The organism is Streptomyces sp. NPDC001532 (assembly GCF_040298625.1).
In the GTDB taxonomy this organism is placed as follows: domain Bacteria; phylum Actinomycetota; class Actinomycetes; order Streptomycetales; family Streptomycetaceae; genus Streptomyces.
In genome coordinates this window covers 61785-81572 of sequence record NZ_JBEPAL010000032.1, presented here as the reverse complement: position 1 = coordinate 81572, position 19788 = coordinate 61785, and the positions used below count along the sequence as shown (strand labels likewise).

Annotated in this window: 14 protein-coding genes; 7 read left to right on the top strand and 7 right to left on the bottom strand. The window is 70.4% G+C overall.

Translation table 11 applies throughout. The features are described 5' to 3' along the window. The first annotated feature begins 157 nt into the window (after window positions 1–157). From ABT232_RS26455 to ABT232_RS26435, 5 genes are all read left to right on the top strand, one after another. A complete protein-coding gene (locus tag ABT232_RS26455) occupies window positions 158–4444 on the top strand; it encodes a discoidin domain-containing protein (protein ID WP_351844209.1) in 4287 nt (1428 codons plus the stop codon). Window positions 4445–4640: 196 nt separating this feature from the next. Next, window positions 4641–6059: an extracellular solute-binding protein gene (locus tag ABT232_RS26450; RefSeq protein ID WP_351844207.1), complete on the top strand. Its 1419-nt coding sequence runs from the start codon at window positions 4641–4643 to the stop codon at window positions 6057–6059. 152 nt (window positions 6060–6211) lie between these two features. Then, the gene (locus ABT232_RS26445) at window positions 6212–7171 is read left to right on the top strand and encodes a carbohydrate ABC transporter permease (protein WP_351844205.1); all 960 of its coding nucleotides are present in this window, start codon (window positions 6212–6214) and stop codon (window positions 7169–7171) included. 17 nt (window positions 7172–7188) lie between these two features. Beyond that, window positions 7189–8064 (top strand): carbohydrate ABC transporter permease, encoded by an 876-nt coding sequence (locus ABT232_RS26440; protein WP_351844203.1) that lies wholly within the window; start codon window positions 7189–7191, stop codon window positions 8062–8064. A gap of 111 nt (window positions 8065–8175) precedes the next feature. Next, entirely contained in the window at window positions 8176–9780 is a 1605-nt protein-coding gene (locus ABT232_RS26435) for a glycoside hydrolase family 13 protein (protein ID WP_351844201.1), read from the top strand. A gap of 161 nt (window positions 9781–9941) precedes the next feature. On the opposite strand, the gene ABT232_RS26430 is transcribed toward ABT232_RS26435, so the two are convergent. Together ABT232_RS26430 and ABT232_RS26425 are read right to left on the bottom strand one after the other, a co-directional pair. Continuing rightward, window positions 9942–10265 (bottom strand): DMT family transporter, encoded by a 324-nt coding sequence (locus ABT232_RS26430; RefSeq protein WP_351844199.1) that lies wholly within the window; start codon window positions 10263–10265, stop codon window positions 9942–9944. Beyond that, window positions 10262–10927: an FMN-dependent NADH-azoreductase gene (locus tag ABT232_RS26425; RefSeq protein ID WP_351844197.1), complete on the bottom strand. Its 666-nt coding sequence runs from the start codon at window positions 10925–10927 to the stop codon at window positions 10262–10264. The genes ABT232_RS26430 and ABT232_RS26425 overlap by 4 nt, the downstream gene beginning before the upstream one ends. A 116-nt stretch (window positions 10928–11043) precedes the next feature. Between ABT232_RS26425 and ABT232_RS26420 the strand changes: the two genes are divergently transcribed. Then, window positions 11044–11616, top strand: a complete 573-nt coding sequence (locus tag ABT232_RS26420; protein WP_351844195.1) for a TetR/AcrR family transcriptional regulator — start codon at window positions 11044–11046, stop codon at window positions 11614–11616. A gap of 188 nt (window positions 11617–11804) precedes the next feature. Here ABT232_RS26420 and ABT232_RS26415 read toward each other — a convergent pair whose 3' ends face one another. Then, the gene (locus ABT232_RS26415) at window positions 11805–12296 is read right to left on the bottom strand and encodes a peptidylprolyl isomerase (protein WP_351844193.1); all 492 of its coding nucleotides are present in this window, start codon (window positions 12294–12296) and stop codon (window positions 11805–11807) included. Between the two features lie 301 nt (window positions 12297–12597). Here ABT232_RS26415 and ABT232_RS26410 point away from each other — a divergent pair, with 301 nt between their 5' ends. After that, the gene (locus ABT232_RS26410) at window positions 12598–14004 is read left to right on the top strand and encodes a DEAD/DEAH box helicase (protein ID WP_351844192.1); all 1407 of its coding nucleotides are present in this window, start codon (window positions 12598–12600) and stop codon (window positions 14002–14004) included. A 52-nt stretch (window positions 14005–14056) separates the two neighbouring features. Here ABT232_RS26410 and ABT232_RS26405 read toward each other — a convergent pair whose 3' ends face one another. The 4 genes from ABT232_RS26405 to ABT232_RS26390 all read right to left on the bottom strand — a co-directional run bounded on the left by ABT232_RS26405 (window position 14057) and on the right by ABT232_RS26390 (window position 19731). Then, a complete protein-coding gene (locus ABT232_RS26405; RefSeq protein ID WP_351844190.1) occupies window positions 14057–14533 on the bottom strand; it encodes a (2Fe-2S)-binding protein in 477 nt (158 codons plus the stop codon). A 17-nt stretch (window positions 14534–14550) separates the two neighbouring features. After that, window positions 14551–16851: a molybdopterin cofactor-binding domain-containing protein gene (locus ABT232_RS26400; RefSeq protein WP_351844188.1), complete on the bottom strand. Its 2301-nt coding sequence runs from the start codon at window positions 16849–16851 to the stop codon at window positions 14551–14553. A 249-nt stretch (window positions 16852–17100) separates the two neighbouring features. Continuing rightward, a complete protein-coding gene (locus ABT232_RS26395) occupies window positions 17101–18324 on the bottom strand; it encodes an oxygenase MpaB family protein (RefSeq protein ID WP_351844186.1) in 1224 nt (407 codons plus the stop codon). 177 nt (window positions 18325–18501) lie between these two features. Further along, window positions 18502–19731: an oxygenase MpaB family protein gene (locus tag ABT232_RS26390; protein WP_351844184.1), complete on the bottom strand. Its 1230-nt coding sequence runs from the start codon at window positions 19729–19731 to the stop codon at window positions 18502–18504. Window positions 19732–19788 lie beyond the last annotated feature (57 nt).

Genomic DNA, 19788 nt, shown 5'->3' with positions numbered 1-19788 from the left:
CCCGTCACGGCGGGTCGCCGCGCAGGCGTGTCCGAAAGCGGCTCGGCGCGGTCTTCGGCGTCTTACAAGTCGTCAGGTCCGACCGGTAGACGACTCGACAGTCCTCTGTAACTCTCTCAGCGTTTGACGCAAAGAACTGACAGAAGTGAGAGGACTGATGAGAATCCGTAGAGCGAGATCACGGATCCTGAGCGCCGTGATCGTGACCAGCCTGCTGGCACTGGGCGGTCCCGCGCTGACCGCGCAGGCCGCCGGAGGGCCCAACATCGCCCTGGGCGACACCGCCTCGGCGAGCAGTTCCCACGCCGAGTACGCCGCACCGAACATCACCGACGGCAACCAGGGCACCTACTGGCAGAGCGCCGGCTCCAGCTTCCCGCAGTGGGTCCAGGCCGACCTCGGCACCACCGAGCGCGTGGACGAGGTGGTCCTCAAGCTGCCGGCCGGCTGGGAGAGCCGCAGCCAGACCCTGTCCGTCCAGGGCAGCGCCGACGGCACCAGCTTCAGCACGCTGAAGAACTCCGCCTCGTACACCTTCAGCCCCGGCGCCGGGAACACCGTCACGGTCGCCTTCCCGGCCACCCGGACCCGGTTCGTGCGGATCGCCGTCACCGCCAACACCGGCTGGCAGGCGGCGCAGCTGTCCGAGCTGGAGGTGCACGCGGCCGACGGCTCGTCGGTGAACCTCGCGGCCGGCCGCACGCTCACCGCCAGCAGCCACACCCAGGTCTACACGGCCCAGAACGCCAATGACGGCAACCGCGCCTCCTACTGGGAGAGCGCCAACAACGCCCTCCCGCAGTGGCTCCGCGCCGACCTCGGCTCCTCGGTCCGGGTGGACCGCGTGGTGCTGCGGCTGCCGGACGGCTGGGAGGCGCGCAGCCAGACGCTGAAGATCCAGGGCAGCACCGACGGCACGGAGTTCACCGACCTGACGGCAGCCCGCGCCCACACCTTCGACTCCGCGAGCGGACACGCGGCGAGCATCGCCTTCGACGCGACCACCACCCGCTATGTGCGCGTCCTGGTCAGCGCCAACTCGGTCCAGCCCGCCGCCCAGATCTCCGAACTGGAGGTCTACGGCCCGGCCACCGGCGACACCCAGGCCCCCAGCGCCCCCGCGGGCCTCGCCTACACCGAGCCCGCCACCGGCCAGATCCGGCTCACCTGGAACGCGGCCACCGACAACGTCGCGGTGACGGCGTACGACATCTACGCCAACGGGTCGCTGCTCACCAGCGTCGCGGGTGACGTCACCACGTTCATCGACACCCGCCCGGCCGGCCAGACCGTCTCGTACCACGTGCGGGCACGGGACGCCGCCGGCAACCAGTCCGGGAACAGCAACACCGTCACCCGCACCGGCGACAGCGGCGACACCCAGGCCCCGACCGCCCCGGCCGGCCTGGCCCTCACCGACTCCGGCGACGGCAGGATCAAGCTGACCTGGACCGCCTCCTCGGACAACGTCGGCGTCACCAAGTACGACGTCTACGCCAACAACACCCTGCGCGCCAGTGTCGACGGCGGTGTCACCACGTACACCGACACCCAGCCCGCGACCAGCACCGTCACCTATCAGGTGCGCGCCAAGGACGCGGCCGGGAACCAGTCGCCCGCCAGCAACAGCGTGACCCGCAACGGCAGTGGCGGCGGCGGCTCGAACCTCGCCGTCGGCAAGCCGATCAGCGCCTCCTCGGTGGTGCACACCTTCGTCGCCGCCAACGCCAACGACAACAGCGTCACGACGTACTGGGAGGGAGCGGGCGGCAGCTATCCGAACACCCTCACCGTCAGGCTCGGCGCCAACGCCGACCTGGACCGGCTGGTGCTGAAGCTGAACCCCGACTCCGCATGGTCGGCCCGCGACCAGACCGTCGAGGTGCTGGGCCGGGAGCAGAGCGCCGACGGCTTCACCTCGCTGGTCGCGGCCAGGAGCTACCGGTTCGACCCGGCGGCCGGCAACACCGTCACCGTCCCGGTCTCCGCCCGCGTGGCCGACGTACAGCTGAGGTTCACGGCCAACTCCGGCTCCGCGGCCGGGCAGCTCGCCGAGTTCCAGGTGATCGGTGTGCCCGCACCCAACCCCGACCTGGAGGTCACCGGGCTCACCGTGACGCCCGCCGCCCCGGTCGAGTCGGACCGGATCAGCGTGGCGGCCACCGTCCGCAACAGCGGTCCGGCCGCCGCCCCGGCCAGCGCCGTGGCCGTGCGCCTGGGCGGCACCAAGGTCGCCACCGCGCAGGTCGGCGCCCTGGCGGCCGGCGCGCAGACCACCGTCACCGCCTCGATCGGCGAACGCGAGGCCGGCACCTACCAGCTCAGCGCCGTCGCCGACGACACGAACGCGGTCGTCGAGCAGAACGAGTCCAACAACACCTTCACCAGTCCCACGTCGCTGGTCGTCAAGCCGGTCGCGAGCTCCGACCTGGTCGCCGCCTCGGTGACCACCTCGCCGTCCAGCCCGGCCGCCGGTGACACCGTCACCTTCAAGGTGCGGCTGAGGAACCAGGGCACCGAGGCGAGCGCCGCGGGCAGCCACGGCGTCACCCTCACCCTGACCGACTCCAAAGGGGCCACGGTCAAGACCCTGACCGGCGCCCACAGCGGGGCCCTCGCCGCGGGTGCCTCCGCCGACGTCGGCCTCGGGACCTGGACCGCGGTCAACGGCTCGTACACCGTGCGCACCGTCATCGCCGACGACGCCAACGAACTGCCGGTCAAGCGGGAGAACAACACCTCCACCCAGCCGCTGTTCGTCGGCCGCGGCGCGAACATGCCGTACACGATGTACGAGGCCGAGGACGGCACCGTCGGCGGCGGCGCCGGCGTCGTCGGACCCAACCGCACCGTCGGGGACGTCGCGGGCGAGGCCTCCGGCCGCAAGGCCGTCAGCCTGGACGCGACGGGCGAGTACGTCGAGTTCACCACCCGCGCCGCCACCAACACCCTGGTCACCCGCTTCTCCATCCCGGACGCGCCGGGCGGCGGCGGCATCGACTCGACCATCAACGTCTACGTCGACGGCGTCTTCAAGAAGGCGCTGCCGCTGACCTCCAAGTACGCCTGGCTGTACGGCGCGGAGACCGCGCCCGGCAACTCCCCGGGCGCCGGGGCCCCGCGGCACATCTACGACGAGGCCCACATCATGCTGGGCGAGACGGTGCCCGAGGGCAGCAGGATCCGGCTCCAGAAGGACGCCGCGAACACCTCGGCCTACGCGATCGACTTCATCAACCTGGAGCAGGTCGCCCCGGTCGCCAACCCCGACCCGGCGACGTACACCGTGCCCGCCGGCTTCACCCACCAGGCCGTCCAGGACGCGCTGGACCGGGTGCGCATGGACACCACGGGCAAGCTGGTGGGCGTCTACCTGCCGCCCGGCGACTACCAGACGTCGAGCAAGTTCCAGGTGTACGGCAAGGCCGTGAAGGTGGTCGGCGCGGGCCCCTGGTACACCAAGTTCCACGCGCCGTCGACGCAGGACAACACGGACGTCGGCTTCCGCGCCGAGGGGACGGCCAAGGGGTCGCTCTTCAAGGGCTTCGCCTACTTCGGCAACTACACCTCGCGCATCGACGGACCGGGCAAGGTGTTCGACTTCGCCAACGTCTCGGACATCGTCATCGAGGACATCTGGAACGAGCACATGGTGTGCCTGTACTGGGGCGCCAACACCGACCGGATCACCATCAGGAACTCCCGTATCCGCAACATGTTCGCCGACGGCATCAACATGACCAACGGCTCCACGGACAACCTGGTCGCCAACAACGACGCGCGCGCCACCGGTGACGACAGCTTCGCGCTGTTCTCGGCGATCGACGCGGGCGGCGCGGACATGAAGAACAACGTCTACGAGAACCTGACCAGCACCCTGACCTGGCGGGCCGCGGGTGTGGCCGTCTACGGCGGCTACAACAACACCTTCCGCAACATCCACATCGCGGACACCCTCGTCTACTCAGGGATCACCATCTCGTCCCTGGACTTCGGCTACCCGATGAACGGCTTCGGGACCGAGCCGACGACCTTCGAGAACGTTTCGATCGTCCGGGCCGGCGGGCACTTCTGGGGCTCGCAGACCTTCCCCGGCATCTGGGTGTTCTCCGCCTCCAAGGTGTTCCAGGGGATCCGGGTGAACCACGTGGACATCGTCGACCCCACCTACAGCGGGGTGATGTTCCAGACCAACTACGTGGGCGGGCAGCCGCAGTACCCGATCAAGGACACCGTCTTCACCGACGTCTCCATCACCGGCGCCCGCAGGAGCGGGGACGCCTACGACGCCAAGTCGGGCTTCGGCCTGTGGGCGAACGAGCAGCCGGAGAGCGGGCAAGGGCCCGCCGTCGGTGAGGTGACGTTCAACGGGCTGGAACTGAGCAACAACGCCGTCGACATCCGCAACACCACGTCGACATTCAAGATCAACATCAACCCGTAACCACCGTCGTCCGAGCGAGGTCGGTGCAAGCCGTTTGCGACGGCTTGCACCGACCTTTTCTCTTCCCGCTGTCAATCTCTTACAGAGTCAGCGCGATATCTTGCGTTCACTTGTTGGGGGTGGTTGAGTGTGCGGCGCCCCACAAACGCACCGGCGGTGGGGCGACCTCCACGTTCATGCCCGAAGGGGACCACCCATGAGAAGTGCTGCCCGGTTCCGCCGTACCCGCCGCGCAAGCGCGGTCGCCCTCCTGTCCGCGCTCACCCTGACCGCACTGGCCGCCTGCGGCACGAGCAGCAGCGACAACGGCTCCGGTGGTTCCGAAGGGGGTGGCTCCGCCGACCCGACCGCGCCGCTCGACCCCAAGGCCAAGGTGACGCTCACCATCGACTGCATGCCGCCCGCGGCCAAGGCGGCCGAACTCAAGGAGTGGAAGCAGGACGTCGCCGAGTTCAACAAGACCTACCCGAACGTCACCATCGAGGGCCGCTCCACACCCGGCCAGTGCCTGGAACCGCCGCGCTTCACCGCGATGCTGAAGGCCAAGTCCCAGCCGGACGTCTTCTACACCTACTTCACCGACCTGCCGCAGGTGCTCGACAACGACGGCGCCGAGGACATCACGGCCTACGTCAACGACAAGACCGTCCCGCTGCTGAAGGACATCGACCCAGGCGTCCTCGCCTCGCTCAAGCACGAGGGCAAGCTCTACGGCCTGCCCACCAGCAACTACTCGATGGGCCTGCTCATCAACCGGGGGCTCTTCGAGCAGGCCGGACTCGACCCCGACGCCCCGCCGCGCACCTGGGCCGAGGTCCGCACCGCCGCCAAGAAGATCGCCGGCCTCGGCGACGGCGTCGCCGGCTTCGGCGAGTACAGCGCGGGCAACACCGGCGGCTGGCACTTCACCGCGCAGATGTACAGCATCGGCGGCGAGGTCGTGGACGCGAGCGGCAAGAAGGCCGCGTTCAACAACGACCTGGGCCGGCAGGTCGCCGAGAACCTCCACGCCATGCGCTGGGAGGACGACAGCATGGGCAAGACCCAGCTGCTGAAGTGGGGCGACCTCCAGAAGCAGATCGCCACCGACAAGCTCGGCATGTTCCTCGCCGCCCCCGACGACATCGCGTACATGGTCCAGCAACTCGGAGCCGAGTACGAGAACTTCGGCATGGGCCCGATACCCGGCGAGAAGGCCACCCTGGCCGGCGGCAACAACTACATGATCAAGAAGGGGATCTCCTCCGACAAGATCAAGGCCGCCGTCGCCTGGCTGAACTTCAAGAACCTCACCGTCGGCAAGGGCCAGTTCGACTGGGCCCGCACCAAGGCCGACAAGCTCCCGGTCGGCGTCCCGCAGCCCAACTTCTGGCTGGGCGAGTCGAAGAAGAAGGACGACGCGGCCCGCCAGGAACACGCCACGATGCCGGTCGCCAACTTCAAGACGTTCATGGACAACCCCGTCCCGGGCAAGGCCGAGCCGCCGAAGGCCCAGGAGGTCTACAAGATCCTCGACAACGTCATGTCCGGCATCCTCACCAACGAGGACGCCGACATCGACAAGCTGCTCGACACCGCCGAGGCACAGGTCAACCAGGTCCTCGCCAACCAGTGACCGGCCCCCGGCGGGGGCCGAGGCGCCGACCCGCCCCCGCCGGGTGCGCCGCCCGTCCCGAACGGCGCCGCGGGCCCTGCCCGCCCCAGGGCCCGCGCCCACCACGGCCCCCGCGGCAAGCAACCCCGGCAGACCAGCACCAAGGAGCGACGATGTCGGCCCCCAGCCTGACCCCGAGCACGGCGGCCCCCGCCCGGCCCGCCCCGCCGCGCGACACCGGCCCGGTACCGCCCGGCCGCCGGTTCGCCAAGAGCCTGCGCCGCAACCTCACCGCCCACGGCTTCCTCATCGGCGCGGTCGTCTGCTTCGCGCTGTTCTCCTGGTACCCGATGATCAGGGAGTTCCTGCTCGCCTTCCAGAAGACCGAGGGCGGCGAGATCAGCTGGGTCGGCCTGGACAACCTCACCACCGTCTACAACGACCCGGCGTTCTGGCAGGCCTGGCGCAACACCGCGCTGTTCACCGTACTGGCGCTGCTCCTCGGCTTCGCCGTCCCGTTCGCCGTCGCCATCGTCATCAACGAGTTCCAGCACGGCCAGGGCTATCTGCGGCTCCTCGTCTACCTGCCGGTGATGCTGCCGCCCGTCGCCTCGGTCCTGCTCTGGAAGTACCTCTACGACCCCGGCTACGGCCTGCTCAACGAGCTGTTCGAGTTCCTCCACCTGCCCGCGCAGCAGTGGCTCCAGGACCCCGACCTGTCGATGCTGTCCATCGTCGTCGCCTCGACCTGGATGAACATGGGCGGCGCCGCCCTCATCTACCTCGCCGCCCTCCAGGGCATCCCCGGCGAGCTGTACGAGGCGGCCGAACTCGACGGCGCCGGCCTGTTCCGCAAGATCTGGCACGTCACCATCCCGCAGACCCGGCTGATCCTGTCGCTGATGCTGCTCATGCAGATCATCGCCACCATGCAGGTCTTCGTCGAGCCGTTCCTGCTCACCGGCGGCGCCGGCCCGGAGGGCTCCACGACCACCGTCGTCTACCTCATCTACCAGTACGCCTTCAACTTCAACAACTACGGTGCCGCGGCGGCGCTCGGCCTGCTCCTGCTCGTACTCCTCGCCGGATTCTCGGCGGCGTACGTCAAGCTCAGCCGCGCCGACGACGAGTAGCCCCGGGGGAGACCGGCATGTCCACACGCACACTCATCTCACCGGCCCAGCTCGCCCGGCCCCGCGGGAAGATCCTGTACTGGATCGTCTTCGCCGTGGTCGTCGGCGGATTCACCCTGGTCTTCCTCGGACCGCTCTACTGGATGGTGTCCAGCGGCTTCAAGGACGCCCAGGAAGTGATCCAGACCCCGCCGACCCTGGTACCCGGATCATTCACCCCGGACAACTACTCGCGCGCCTGGGAGGTGATGGACCTCGCCACCCTGCTGTTCAACACCCTCTACTACGCGCTCGGCGCACTCGCCTTCCAGCTGGTGCTGGACGTCGCGGCCGCCTACTCGCTCTCCAAGCTCCGCCCGGTGCTCGGCAAGGCGATCCTCGGCATGATGCTCGCCACGCTCATGATCCCGGCGACCGTCCTCGTCGTACCCCAGTACCTGACCGTGCTGGACGTGCCGATCGTGGAGCGCAACCTGCTGAACACGCCCTGGGCGATCTGGCTGCCGTCCGTCACCAACGCCTTCAACATCTTCCTGCTGAAGCGGTTCTTCGACTCCATCCCGAAGGAACTCCTCGACGCCGCCGCCATGGACGGCGCCTCCCCGCTGCGCGTCCTGTGGTCGATCGTGCTGCCGGTCTCCCGGCCGATCCTCGGCGTGGTGTCGATCTTCGCGGTCGTCGGAATCTGGAAGGACTTCCTCTGGCCGATGCTCACCCTCCCCGACCCCGCCAAGCAGACCCTCAACGTCGGCATCTACTCGCTCTCCAACGGCGTGCCGGTCAATGTGCTGATCGCCGCGCTGACCATCGCCTCGGTGCCGACACTGCTGATCTTCCTGATCTTCCAGCGGAACATCATGAGCGGCCTCACCGCCGGCGGACTGAAGGGCTGAGCGGCCGCACCGGCCCGCGCTCCCCTCCCCGTCTCCCTCACGCCTCTGCGCGCCTCACCGCATCTCTTCGCACCCTTCGTGCCCCTTCGCCCTGCCCGAAAGGACCGTCACGTGGCAGCCCCCAACTCTCCCCGCACCGACACCTGGTGGCGTGACGCCGTCATCTACCAGGTGTATCCCCGCAGCTTCGCCGACGGCGACGGAGACGGCACCGGGGACCTCGCGGGAGCCCGGGCGAGACTGCCCTATCTCGCGGAACTCGGCGTCGACGCCATCTGGTTCACCCCTTGGTACGCCTCCCCGATGGTCGACGGCGGCTACGACGTCGCCGACTACCGCACCATCGACCCCGCCTTCGGCACCCTCGCCGAGGCCGAGAAGCTCATCGCGGAGGCCGCCGAACTCGGCATCCGCGTCATCGTCGACATCGTCCCCAACCACGTCTCCGACCGGCACCCGTGGTTCCGCGCAGCCCTGGACGCCGGCCCCGGCAGCCCGGAACGGGAGCTGTTCCACTTCCGGCCCGGCCGCGGCGAGCACGGCGAACTCCCGCCCAACGACTGGCCCTCGCAGTTCTCCGGCACCACCTGGACCCGCGTCCCCGACGGCGAGTGGTACCTGCACCTGTTCACCCCGGAACAGCCCGACCTCAACTGGGCGCACCCGGCCGTCCGCCAGGAACACGAGGACATCCTGCGCTTCTGGTTCACCCGCGGCGTGGCGGGCGTACGGATCGACTCCGCCGCCCTGCTCGTCAAGGACCCCGCGCTCGCCGACTTCGAGGAGGGCGTCGACCCGCACCCGTACATCGATCAGGACGAACTGCACGACATCTACCGCTCCTGGCGGTCGATCGCCGACGAGTACGGAGCCGTCTTCGTCGGCGAGGTCTGGCTGCCGGACGCCGAACGCTTCGCCCGCTACCTGCGCCCCGACGAACTGCACACCGCCTTCAACTTCAACTTCCTCACCTGCCCCTGGGAGGCGGACCGGCTGCGCCGCGCCATCGACGACACCCTCGCCGAACACGCCCCCGTCGGCGCACCCGCCACCTGGGTGCTCTGCAACCACGACGTCACCCGCACCGTCACCCGCTACGGCCGGACCGACACCGCCTTCGACTTCGCCACCAAGGCCTTCGGCACCCCCACCGACCTGGCGCTCGGCACCCGGCGGGCCCGCGCCGCCGCCCTGCTCACCCTCGCCCTGCCCGGCTCCGTCTACCTCTACCAGGGCGAGGAACTCGGGCTGCCCGAGGCCGACGTCCCGCTGGACCGCATCCAGGACCCCATGCACTTCCGCTCCGGGGGCACCGATCCCGGCCGGGACGGCTGCCGCGTCCCGCTGCCCTGGAGCGCGGACGCCCCCTGGTACGGCTTCGGTTCGACGTCCGAGCCCTGGCTGCCGCAGCCCGCCGACTGGGCCGCGTACGCCGTCGACCGGCAGAGCACCGACCCGGACTCGATGCTCGCGCTCTACCGTGAGGCCCTGCTGCTGCGCCGCTCCCACCAGGGCTTCGGCGACGGCCCGCTGAACTGGCTGCCGGCCGAGGACGGCGTCCTCTCCTTCGCCCGCGCCGACGGTCTGGTCTGCGTCGTCAACCTCGCCGCCCGTCCTGCCGCCCTGCCCGCCCACCGACGGCTGCTGCTGGCCAGCGGCCCCCTCGACGCCGCCGGCCTGCTGCCGCAGGACACGGCGGTCTGGCTGCGCACCTGAGCCCCCGCTGTGCGTGAGCCGACGAAGCGGCGCCCGACCTCGCCTTCACCGGCCGGGCGCCGCTTCAGTGCACTGGCCCGCCCGTCGCCGGCCGCCGGGCGGGGCGCCCCGGTCCGTCCGGGTCGGCCGTCCGGGTCAGCCGTCCAGGTCAGCCGTCCGGGTCAGCCGTCCGGCGTGGTCGCGCGGGCCAGGGCCACCCCGCCGACGATCAGACCGAGCGCGACCAGGCGGCCCACGGTCACCGGGTCCTTGTGGACGGCGATGCCCAGGGCGATCGCGCCGACCGCGCCGATCCCGGTGAACACCGCGTAGGCCGTGCCCACGGGCAGCCCCTTCATCGCCAGGGACAGCAGATAGACCGAGACGGCCGCCAGCGCCACGCAGACGAGCGTGGGCACCAGCCGGGTGAATCCGGCCGTGGGCTTGATGCTCTGCGACCAGGCGATCTCGATCAGCCCGGCGGCCACCAGCAGCAGCCAGCTCACAGCGCCCCTCCGATCGTCCGGGCCGCCGCCAGTGTGTCCGTGTGGGACGCGTCATGGGCCGCGCGGCGACCGGCGAGCGCCGGGTCGACACGGGAGTTGACCAGTTCGGTGCTGAGGAAGGTCATCGCCTCCGGCGGCAGGGCGAAGTGCCCGGCGAGGAAGTCCCGGAGGTAGCGCTCCTGGTGGTCGTACGGATGGCGCGGAGTGCCGGGCCCGTACGCCCCGCCCCGTGCGCAGGCCACGACGAAGCGCCGCCCGGCCAGGGACATCTTCGGGAAGGTGACCTGGTCGATCCACGCCTTGAGCGAGGCGGGGACGGAGTAGTTGTACATCGGCGTGGCGATCAGCACCACGTCGGCCGCGAGGAGTTCGCCGAGCAGCGGCTCGACCACCGCCCAGGTGGCGGCCTGCGCCGGCGTGCGCACCGCCTCCCGGTACCGGTGCGGATCGGTGATCCCGTGCTCCAGGACGTGGTCGCACAGCTCCGTCCACGCCTCGTCTATCTGCGGGACCGGGGTGCGGGCCAGATCGCGGTGGACGTACCTGCCGTCCGGGTGGGACGTGCGCCAGGCGGCGGCGACGGCGTCACCGACCTCGCGGCTGAAGGAGCGCCGGCGGGCACTGGCATCGAGGTGCAGCAAGGTCTGCGCGGTACGCGGCATGACAAGGGCTCCTGCCTCAGGGAGAGCTATCCGGACGGCATGTCCGGTTAGGCGGACGACCTTAGCAACCGGACGCCGTGTCCGGTTATTCCGGCGGTGCCGTAGGCTGGGCCCTCGTGGTGACGAAGGAGCCGAAAGAGGCGAAGGAGCGCGCGGACGCGGCGCGGAACCGGGCGAAGGTGCTGGCCGCGGCGGCCGGGCTGTTCGAAGCCGGGGACCCTGGTGCGGTCACGATGGAGGACATCGCCCGAGCCGCCGGCGTCGGCCGCGGGACGCTCTACCGGCGCTATCCGAACGTCGCCTCCGTCGCGGCGGCCCTCCTCGACGAACACGAACGGCTGCTCCAGGGCGAGTTGCTGCGCGGCTCCCCGCCGCTGGGCCCGGGCGCGCCGCCGCGCGAGCGCCTGGCGGCCTTCTTCGCGGCCATGATCGATCTGCTGGAGCGGCACAGTCATCTCGTCCTCGGAGCCGAGGCCGGGAGCAAACGCTTCGCCGTCGGCGCCTACGGCTTCTGGCGCGCCCATGTCCTGGCACTGCTCAGGGAAGCGGGCACGCCCGACCCCGAGGCCCTGGCGGACACGCTGCTGGCCCCCTTGGCCCCGGAGGTCTTCCTGCACCAGCGCAAACAGGGCCTCACGACGGAACGGCTGAAGGCCGCGCTGGACGGCCTGGCGCGGGCGGTGCTCTGAGAGCCACGACGAGGACGGCCGCTGGACGGCCGCTGGACGGCTGCCTGTTTCGAGATCCCGCTGGACGAGGTCGTCGGAGCCGGCCGTGGCTACCCGTTGAACACCACCGGCCCGTGGCGGACGCGCTGAGCGTCCCTCACGGGCCGGTGGGGTGCGGTGCTGTGGTGGTGCGGTGGTGCGGCGGCAGGTCACGCCGATGCGGGGACCACCTCGGCGGAGTTGATCACGATCTGCTGGCGGGGCACGTCCTGAGCACCCGTCTGGACCGCGGCGATCTGGTCCACGACGCCGTGCCCCTCCACGACCTTGCCGAAGACGGTGTAGCCCCAGCCGTCCTGCCCGGGGTAGTTCAGGAAGTCGTTGTCGCTCACGTTGATGAAGAACTGCGCGCTGGCCGAGTGCGGATCGGACGTCCGGGCCATGGCCAGGGTGTACTTGTCGTTCTTCAGCCCGTTGCGCGCCTCGTTCTCCACGGTGCGGGGAGCGGGCTTGGTGCGCATGTTCGTGTCGAGGCCGCCGCCCTGGATCATGAATCCGCTGATGACGCGGTGGAACACCGTTCCCGCGTAGTGTCCGCTGTTGACGTACTCCAGGAAGTTCGCGACGGTCTTCGGCGCATTGGCATCGTCAAGAGCGAGGACGATGTCGCCCGTCGTCGTCGAAAGGCGGACGTTGGTCATGACTTCTCCACTCGGCGTATGACATCGATCGCTTATCGTGACAGATTCTCTCACAGGCGTCTCAGGAGTCTCGCCCGGCCACGCTCGCCGTCACCACACGGCCGCCGTCGGCCGCCCAGCGCCAGCCGACCAGCGCCCGGCTCCCGAGCCCGAACGCGGCCCCGTCGGGCTGCGTGCCCCGTTGTGCTAGCGTTGCGGGTTTGCTGTGCCGCCTCGCCGGTGCGCCGTTCGCTGCCTCCGGCTGGTGGCCGCGTCCCCGCCGCGCCTTCCTCGGTACGGTCCCTTCGGAGGAAGGCTCTCGATGAGCGAATCAGTACGTGCCGATGCCCGGCAGCAGGACGACGCGCCCCAGGACGACACGGTCACGGGGGCGACCTTCGCGCAGCTGGGGCTGCCGGCCGAGATCCTGCGGGCCCTCGACGAGCGCGGTGTGACCGTGCCCTTCCCCATCCAGGCGGCGGCGCTGCCCGACGCGCTCGCGGGACGGGACGTCCTGGGCCGGGGCCGCACGGGATCCGGCAAGACGCTCGCCTTCGGCCTGGGGATGCTCGCCCGGACGGCCGGGCGGCGCGCCCAGCCGAAGGAGCCGCTGGCGCTCGTCCTGGTGCCCACCAGGGAGCTGGCGCAGCAGGTCGGCGAGGCCCTCACCCCGTACGTCGAGGCGCTGCGGCTGCGGCTCGCGACCGTGGTGGGCGGAGTGTCCATCGGACGCCAGGCCGCCGCGCTGCGGGAGGGCGCCGAGATCGTCGTCGCCACCCCCGGCCGCCTGCACGACCTCATCGAGCGCAAGGACTGCCGACTGGGACGCGTGCGCATCGTGGTCCTGGACGAGGCCGACCAGATGTGCGACATGGGATTCCTTCCGCAGGTCACCGAGATCCTGGAACAGGTCCGTCCCGACGGGCAGCGGATGCTGTTCTCCGCCACCCTCGACCGCGACGTCGACCACCTGGTCCAGCGCTACCTGCGCGACCCCGCCGTCCACTCCGTGGACCCCTCGTCCAGCGCTGTCGCCGCGATCGAGCACCACGTCTTCGTCGTGCACGGCCCGGACCGGTACGCCGTCACCACCGAGATCGCCGCCCGGGACGGCCGCGTCCTGCTGTTCCTGGACACCAAGCACGGCGTCGACCAGCTCACCCGGCATCTGAGGTCCAGCGGTGTCGCCGCCGCGGCCCTGCACAGCGGCAAGTCCCAGCCGCAGCGCACCCGGACCCTGGCCCAGTTCAAGAACGGCCAGGTCACCGCGCTGGTGGCGACGAACGTGGCGGCACGCGGCCTGCACGTCGACGACCTCGATCTCGTGGTCAACGTCGACCCGGCCACCGACTCGAAGGACTACCTCCACCGCGCGGGCCGCACGGCCCGGGCCGGCCGCTCCGGCACCGTCGTGACCCTCGTCCTGTCGGCACAGCGCCGCGAGACCGGCCAGGTCATGGCGGACGCCGATGTCACCCCCAGGGTCACCAAGGTGCGCTCCGGCGAGGCGGAACTCAGCCGGATCACCGGCGCCAAGGCCCCGTCCGGACAGCCGCTCGACGGCGGCCCGGCCGTACCGAGCCCCAAGAACCACAACGCCCCGTTCCGCGGCCTCGGCAGCACCAAGGACCCGAAGGGCGGCTCCGGCGGCAGGCCGTCCCGCAAGAGCAGCGAGGCCCGCACGCTCGCGGAGGCCCGCAAGGCGGCCCGGGTGCGGCGCGGCGGCTGAGACCGGGGACCGGGAACCCGGGCGGCCCGGCCGCCGAGGCGGTCAGGGTGGGTCACATGTTCTCGGCCGCGGCCTTGATGGCCTCGCGGATCCGGACGTAGGTGCCGCAGCGGCAGATGTTGCGGATGCCGTCGAGGTCGGCCTCGGTGACCGTGCGGCCCTCTTCCCTCACCCGGTGGACCAGGGCGACCGCGGCCATGATCTGCCCGGGCTGGCAGTAGCCGCACTGGGCCACGTCCTGGTCGATCCAGGCCTGCTGCATGGGGTGCAGATCAGCCCCGACGGTGGCCGGGAGCCCCTCGATCGTCGTGATCTCGTCGGTGGGGCGGAGGTCACCGACGGGTACGGCGCAGGGGTTGACGGCCCTGCCGTTGAGGTGACTGGTGCACGCCTTGCAGACGTTGATGCCGCAGCCGTACTTCGGTCCCGTGACGCCCAGGACGTCGCGCATGACCCACAGGAGACGTTCGTCGTCGGCCACGTCCACGGTGACCTGCTCGCCGTTGAGGCGGAAGGTGTGCTCGGGCAAGAAGGGCTCCTCGCTGTTCAGCGGACGTGGTCCAGGCCGTCGGTCGGCGACGCGGGGACGGGCGGGACGGTCGGCTTCGGTGTGAAGGACAGTGTTCCGTGGTTGATGGGAAAGCTGGTCGGCATGGTGCCGGTGGCCCGCCCGTATGCGCAGGCGACGGCGGCCATCGACGCGGCCACGCCCAGTTCTCCCGCCCCGCCGGGCTCCCCGGTGGTGGGCGGCATGACGATGATCCTCAGCTCGGGCGGGGTGTTCCACTGCCGGGTGTAGAAGTAGTTGTCCCAGCTGGCCTCGAGGAAGTAGCCGTCGCGCAGGTGCAGGCTGGACGTCAGGGTCAGGGCGATGCCGTCCATGAGGCAGCCCATCATCTGGGCCTCCAGCCCGCGGGGGTTGACGGCGAGACCGACGTCCACCGCGATGACGGCCTTGGTCACGCGGGGGCCGGCGACCCCGTCGCGGACGGCCCGGTTCACCGTCTCGGGGCGGCAGTCGATCTCCACCAGGACCGCGCTGACGGAGTGGTACTCGGAGTGGAAGGCGATCCCCTGCGCCATGCCGGCGGGCATCTGCCGCCCCCACTCTCCCGCTTCGGCGGCCTTCTCCAGCACCGCCCTGGCTCGGTCGTCGCGGAGGAAGTCCCGCCGGAACCGGTAGGGGTCCTTGCCCATCTTCCCGGCGAGCCGGTCCACGAGCAGTTCCCGCGCGCAGGTGACGTCGGGGGAGTAGACGTTGCGCATGCTCCCGGTGTTGAAGCTCTTGTCGGTCTCGCTCAGCAGCCTGCTGTTGGCGCCGAAGTTGTAGGGCATGGACTGCGAGAGCTGGAAGAACGTCTCGGAGAAGCCGATGTCACCCACCGGCAGCCTGGCTGCCAGGGCGGTGAAGATCTCGCCCAGCCCGTGGCTGAGATCGGTGGCCACGCTGGTGTGCCGCTGCCGGTAGGCGAGGACGGTGTCGCCGAGGTAGTCGATGCGTACGCGGGACGTGGCCATGGGATGGGTGCGGCCCTGACGCGAGTCGTCGGCGCGGTGCCACATGAGCCGGACCGGTTTGCCGATCTTCTGGGAGACCTCGACGGCTTCCAGCGCGGCGTCGAAGAAGAGTTTGCGCCCGAAGGATCCGCCGCCCTCGGTGACATGCACGGTGACGGCGCTGAGCGGCAGCTTGAGCTTGGCGGCGATCGCCTCCTTGGCGACGATCGGCGCTTTGAGGCTCGCCCAGACCTCGGCGCGGTCGGAGCGCACGTCGGCGATCGCACAGTTGGGTTCCAGCGCGCTGTTGCTGCGGAAATGGAAGGTGAACGCGGCTTCCACACTCGGCGTGAGCGAGGGCAGGCCGATGGGGAGTTCGGCCGCCTTCAGCTCCTTGAGCACGGACGAGTCCGACTTGCCCTGCGCGCTGCCGGGCTGCCACGACACGCGCAGTGCGCGTACGGCGTCGATGCACCGGCCGAAGGTCCGCGCACGCACCGCCACCCCGGTGGAGATCACGGCGACATCGGTGACGCCCGGCATGGCAAGGACCTCGGCGGCGTTGGCCACCGAACCGACCTTGCCGTTGATGGTGGGCGGGCGGCACACCATGGTCGGCAGGGCGTCCGGGACGGCCAGGTCCATGGTGAACGTCTTGCGGCCGGTGACGGCGGCCAGGGCGTCGACGCGGTTGTGGGGACGGCCGATGACGGTGAAGCGGTCGTCCGGGGTGAGGTCCACGGCCACCTGCCGCGTGTGGAGGCTCGCCGCCTTCTCGGACAGCGCCCCGATGCCGATGCTCCGGCCCGACGGCGCGGTGACGACTCCGTCCCGCATCGTGAGGGCGGCGATGTCCGCGTCCAGCTCACCGGCCGCCGCCAGCAGCAGCCGCTCCCGCGCCACGGCCGCCGCGACGCGGACCGGGGTGTAGGTGGAGACGGTCGTGTTGGAGCCCCCTGTGAGCTGGTTGAACAGCAGTTCCGGTCGTGCGTCGGCGAGCGTGACCCGCACCCGATCGACGGGGACGTTCAGTTCCTCGGCGATGAGCATGGCCGTCGAGGTGGTGATGCCCTGGCCCACCTCGGTGCGCGGCAGCGCAAAGGAAACGGTGCCGTCCGTGCCCACCTCGACCGTGATCAGGCCGGAGGTGGGCAGGGCCGCCGCGGTCATCACGTCGTTGAGGTCGATCAGTTCGGTGATCTCGGGGGAGGGGATGTCGGCCCGGGCCGGGGCTGCGGGGGCGAGTTCGGCCGCCGTCACCAGGGTGGGGCCGGCCACGAGGTAGCCGAGGAACCGGCGCCTGCCGACCGAGTGCGGTCCGGGCCGGGACGCGGGGTCACCGTCGGCCATCGGGTGCTCCTCTCCGCGCTGCCGCACCGGGCGGCGGGACGGTCGGCGACAGGTGGGGGGCGGTGGCTGCGAAGGACGCCGTCGGCGTCCCGTCACTGCGCGATCTCGTCATGATCCCATCTCGGTACTCGGCTGCGTGCGTTCACGAACGTGGGGGTGCGGGGCGGCTGGCCGGCCACCGCCCCGGAGCGGTACGGGTGTGCGGGTCCCGCCGGGCGAGGCGGGACCCGGTCGTCTCCCGGGGGAGGCTCAGGACGGACGGTTGGTGTCGGGGATCTCGATGTCGATGGGCTCGGCCTCGGACAGGAAGAGCAGGACGAATTTACGGATCGCCTCCTCAACGGTCCAGGCCGCCTCCGGGACCAGCGGCAAGGGGATGAGGCCCTCGCGGAAGGCCACCAGGAGAGGCCAGGCGGCGCTGATCAGCGGCTGCCAGAAGGGCTCCCGGTCCAGTCCGATGGCGTCGCCGACCTTGTCGCCCACCGTGTACCGGGAGAACGCGTTGATCAGCGGGCGGGTGAGACCGGCGTCGAGCTCGGCGACGATGTCGAGCAGCACCTCGGTCAGTGCCTGGCCCTCGGGGGTGGAGGCCAGGATCGGGTCGACGACCTGCTGGTACTGGGAGTTGGCCTCGCTCCAGGAACTGGGGATGTACTCGTCGAGGACGCCGAGCATATGGGCGGTCACCTGCCACACGTGCAGGAAGCCGTCCGACTCGGCGGTGCTGACCGGGACCCGCCAGTCCTTCAGTTTGCGCATCCCGAAGGTGGCCAGGCTGTGCCAGGTGACCATGACGTCGGCCTGGCTGATCGGGATGGTCTGGCCGCCGCTGGTCCGGGACCAGCCGGGGGACTGCGGCAGCAGGTGCCGTACGGCCGCGTGCACCAGGCGGGTCTTCACGCAGGTCACGATCATCGAGCCCTGTGGCTGATAGGCGTCCAGGTCGCCGATGTCGTACCCGAGTTTCGCGGTCTTGGCGATGCGGTCCTTCATGTCCGCGCCGCCCTTGGAGTAGTAGACGGCGCGTGCCTCCCGGGGGATGGCGGTGCTCATGAGGCCGCTGCCCAGCCCGTACAGGGCACCGGTGTAGATGCCCTTCTTCTTGGTGAACTGGACCGCGGCCGCGAGCTTCCTCGAGTCCACCCAGGACGGCAGCCGGCGTGCCTTCTCCATGAAGTCGCGCAGATCCGCCGGCAGTCCGGCCGGCAGCGGCTGGTCGTTGCGGGTCCACGTCCGCAGCAGTTCGTTGACCTTGGGCACCTCGCCGCGGTCGATCACGGCGGCGAGCACCGGGTCGGCCTCCTCGTCCCAGACCCACTCCGGGTCCAGTCCCGCCCCCTTGCCCGCCACCGATCCGCTCGGTGCCCAGGTCCACGGGGGACGCGCCTGGGCCGGCGTGGCCGCGCTCAGCGCGCCCAGCGCCCCGAGCGCCCCTCCCGTGATCAGCATTCTGCGCCTGCTGACTCCGTCCATGGGTGAACTCCTTGTCGACGATCACTGCTGATGGCCACCGGGACACGGCGAAGCGGCCGCAGGTGTGTCCTCGGTGTGTCGTACTCCATGAGATGCGCCGGTGTGCCGGCTCCGGCGTGGGTGGAGCGGTGCGCGGCTCTCCACCACCAGGTGCCGCGTGCGTGCCGAACCGGCGGATCAACCAGGCCGGTTGGCGTCGGGGATCACGATGCTCGTGCCCCGGCCTTTGGTGAGGTAGAACATGATGTACCTCCGGGCCGCCTCGTCGATCGTCCAGGCGAGGGGCGGCACGAGCGGAAAGGGGATCAGCTTCTCGCGGAAGGCGACGAGCTTCGGCCAGGCGGCGGCGATCGCCCTCTCCCAGAACGGCTCGGAGGGAATGCCGTCCCAGTCCGCGATCTGGTCGCCGACCAGGTACCGGGCGAGCGCGTTGACGAGCGGACGGTCGACGCCCCCCGGACTCGTCTGCTCGGCGAGCTGGCCGAGCAGGATGTCGGTCAGCTCGATGCCCTCGGACGTGGAGTCCAGGACCGGGTCGAGGACCTGCTTCGACTGGGAGTCGGCCGCGGCCCAGGTGGCCGGGATGTACTCGTCGCGGATGCCGAGCATGTGCGCCGTCACCTGCCAGACGTGGAGATAGGCCTCCGAGTCGGTGGGCGTGATCGGCACCTCCCACTCGAGCATCTTGCGCATCGCGTAGGTGGGCAGGCTGTGCCAGGTGACCAGCATGTCCTGCTGGCTGATCGGGATGGTCTGGCCGCCGCTGGTGCGGGACCAGCCCGGTGACTGCGGCAGCAGATGGCGTACGGCCGCGTGCACGAGCCGGGTCTTGACGGCCTCCACCATGACCTTGCCGTCGGGCCGGTAGGCGTTGAGGTCGCCGACGGCGAAGCCGAGCAGGCTCGTCTTGGCGACGCGGTCCTCCATGTCGGCGCCGCCCTTGGAGTAGTAGACGGCGCGTGCCTCGCGAGGGATGGCGGTGCTCAGCATGCCACCGCCCACTCCGTTGAGCAGGTTGAGGTAGATGCCTCGGGACTTGTTGAACTCGGCCGCCCTCTCCAGTTTCCCGCGGTCGGCCCAGGAAGGCAGCTGACGCGCCTTCTCCATGAACTCCCGCAGGTCCGCGGGGAGTTCCGCGGGCACCGGCTGGTCGTTGCGGTTCCATGTCCGCAGCGCCTCGTTGACTTTGGCCACGTCGCCGCGGTCGATGACGGAGGCGACGAGCTGGTCGGCCTCCTCGTCCCACACCCACTCCGGGTCCAGGCCGGCGCCGGCACCGGCCACCGAACCGCTCGGTGCCCACGTCCACAGGGACCGCGCACGGGCCGGCGAGGCCATGCTCAGCGCCCCGAACGCTCCCAGCGCTCCGCCTGTGAGCAGCATCTTGCGCCTGCTGAGTCCGTCCATCTGTGCGAACTCCTCCTTGAGTTCTGACTGCCGTTCGGACCTATGGCCTAACCGGCC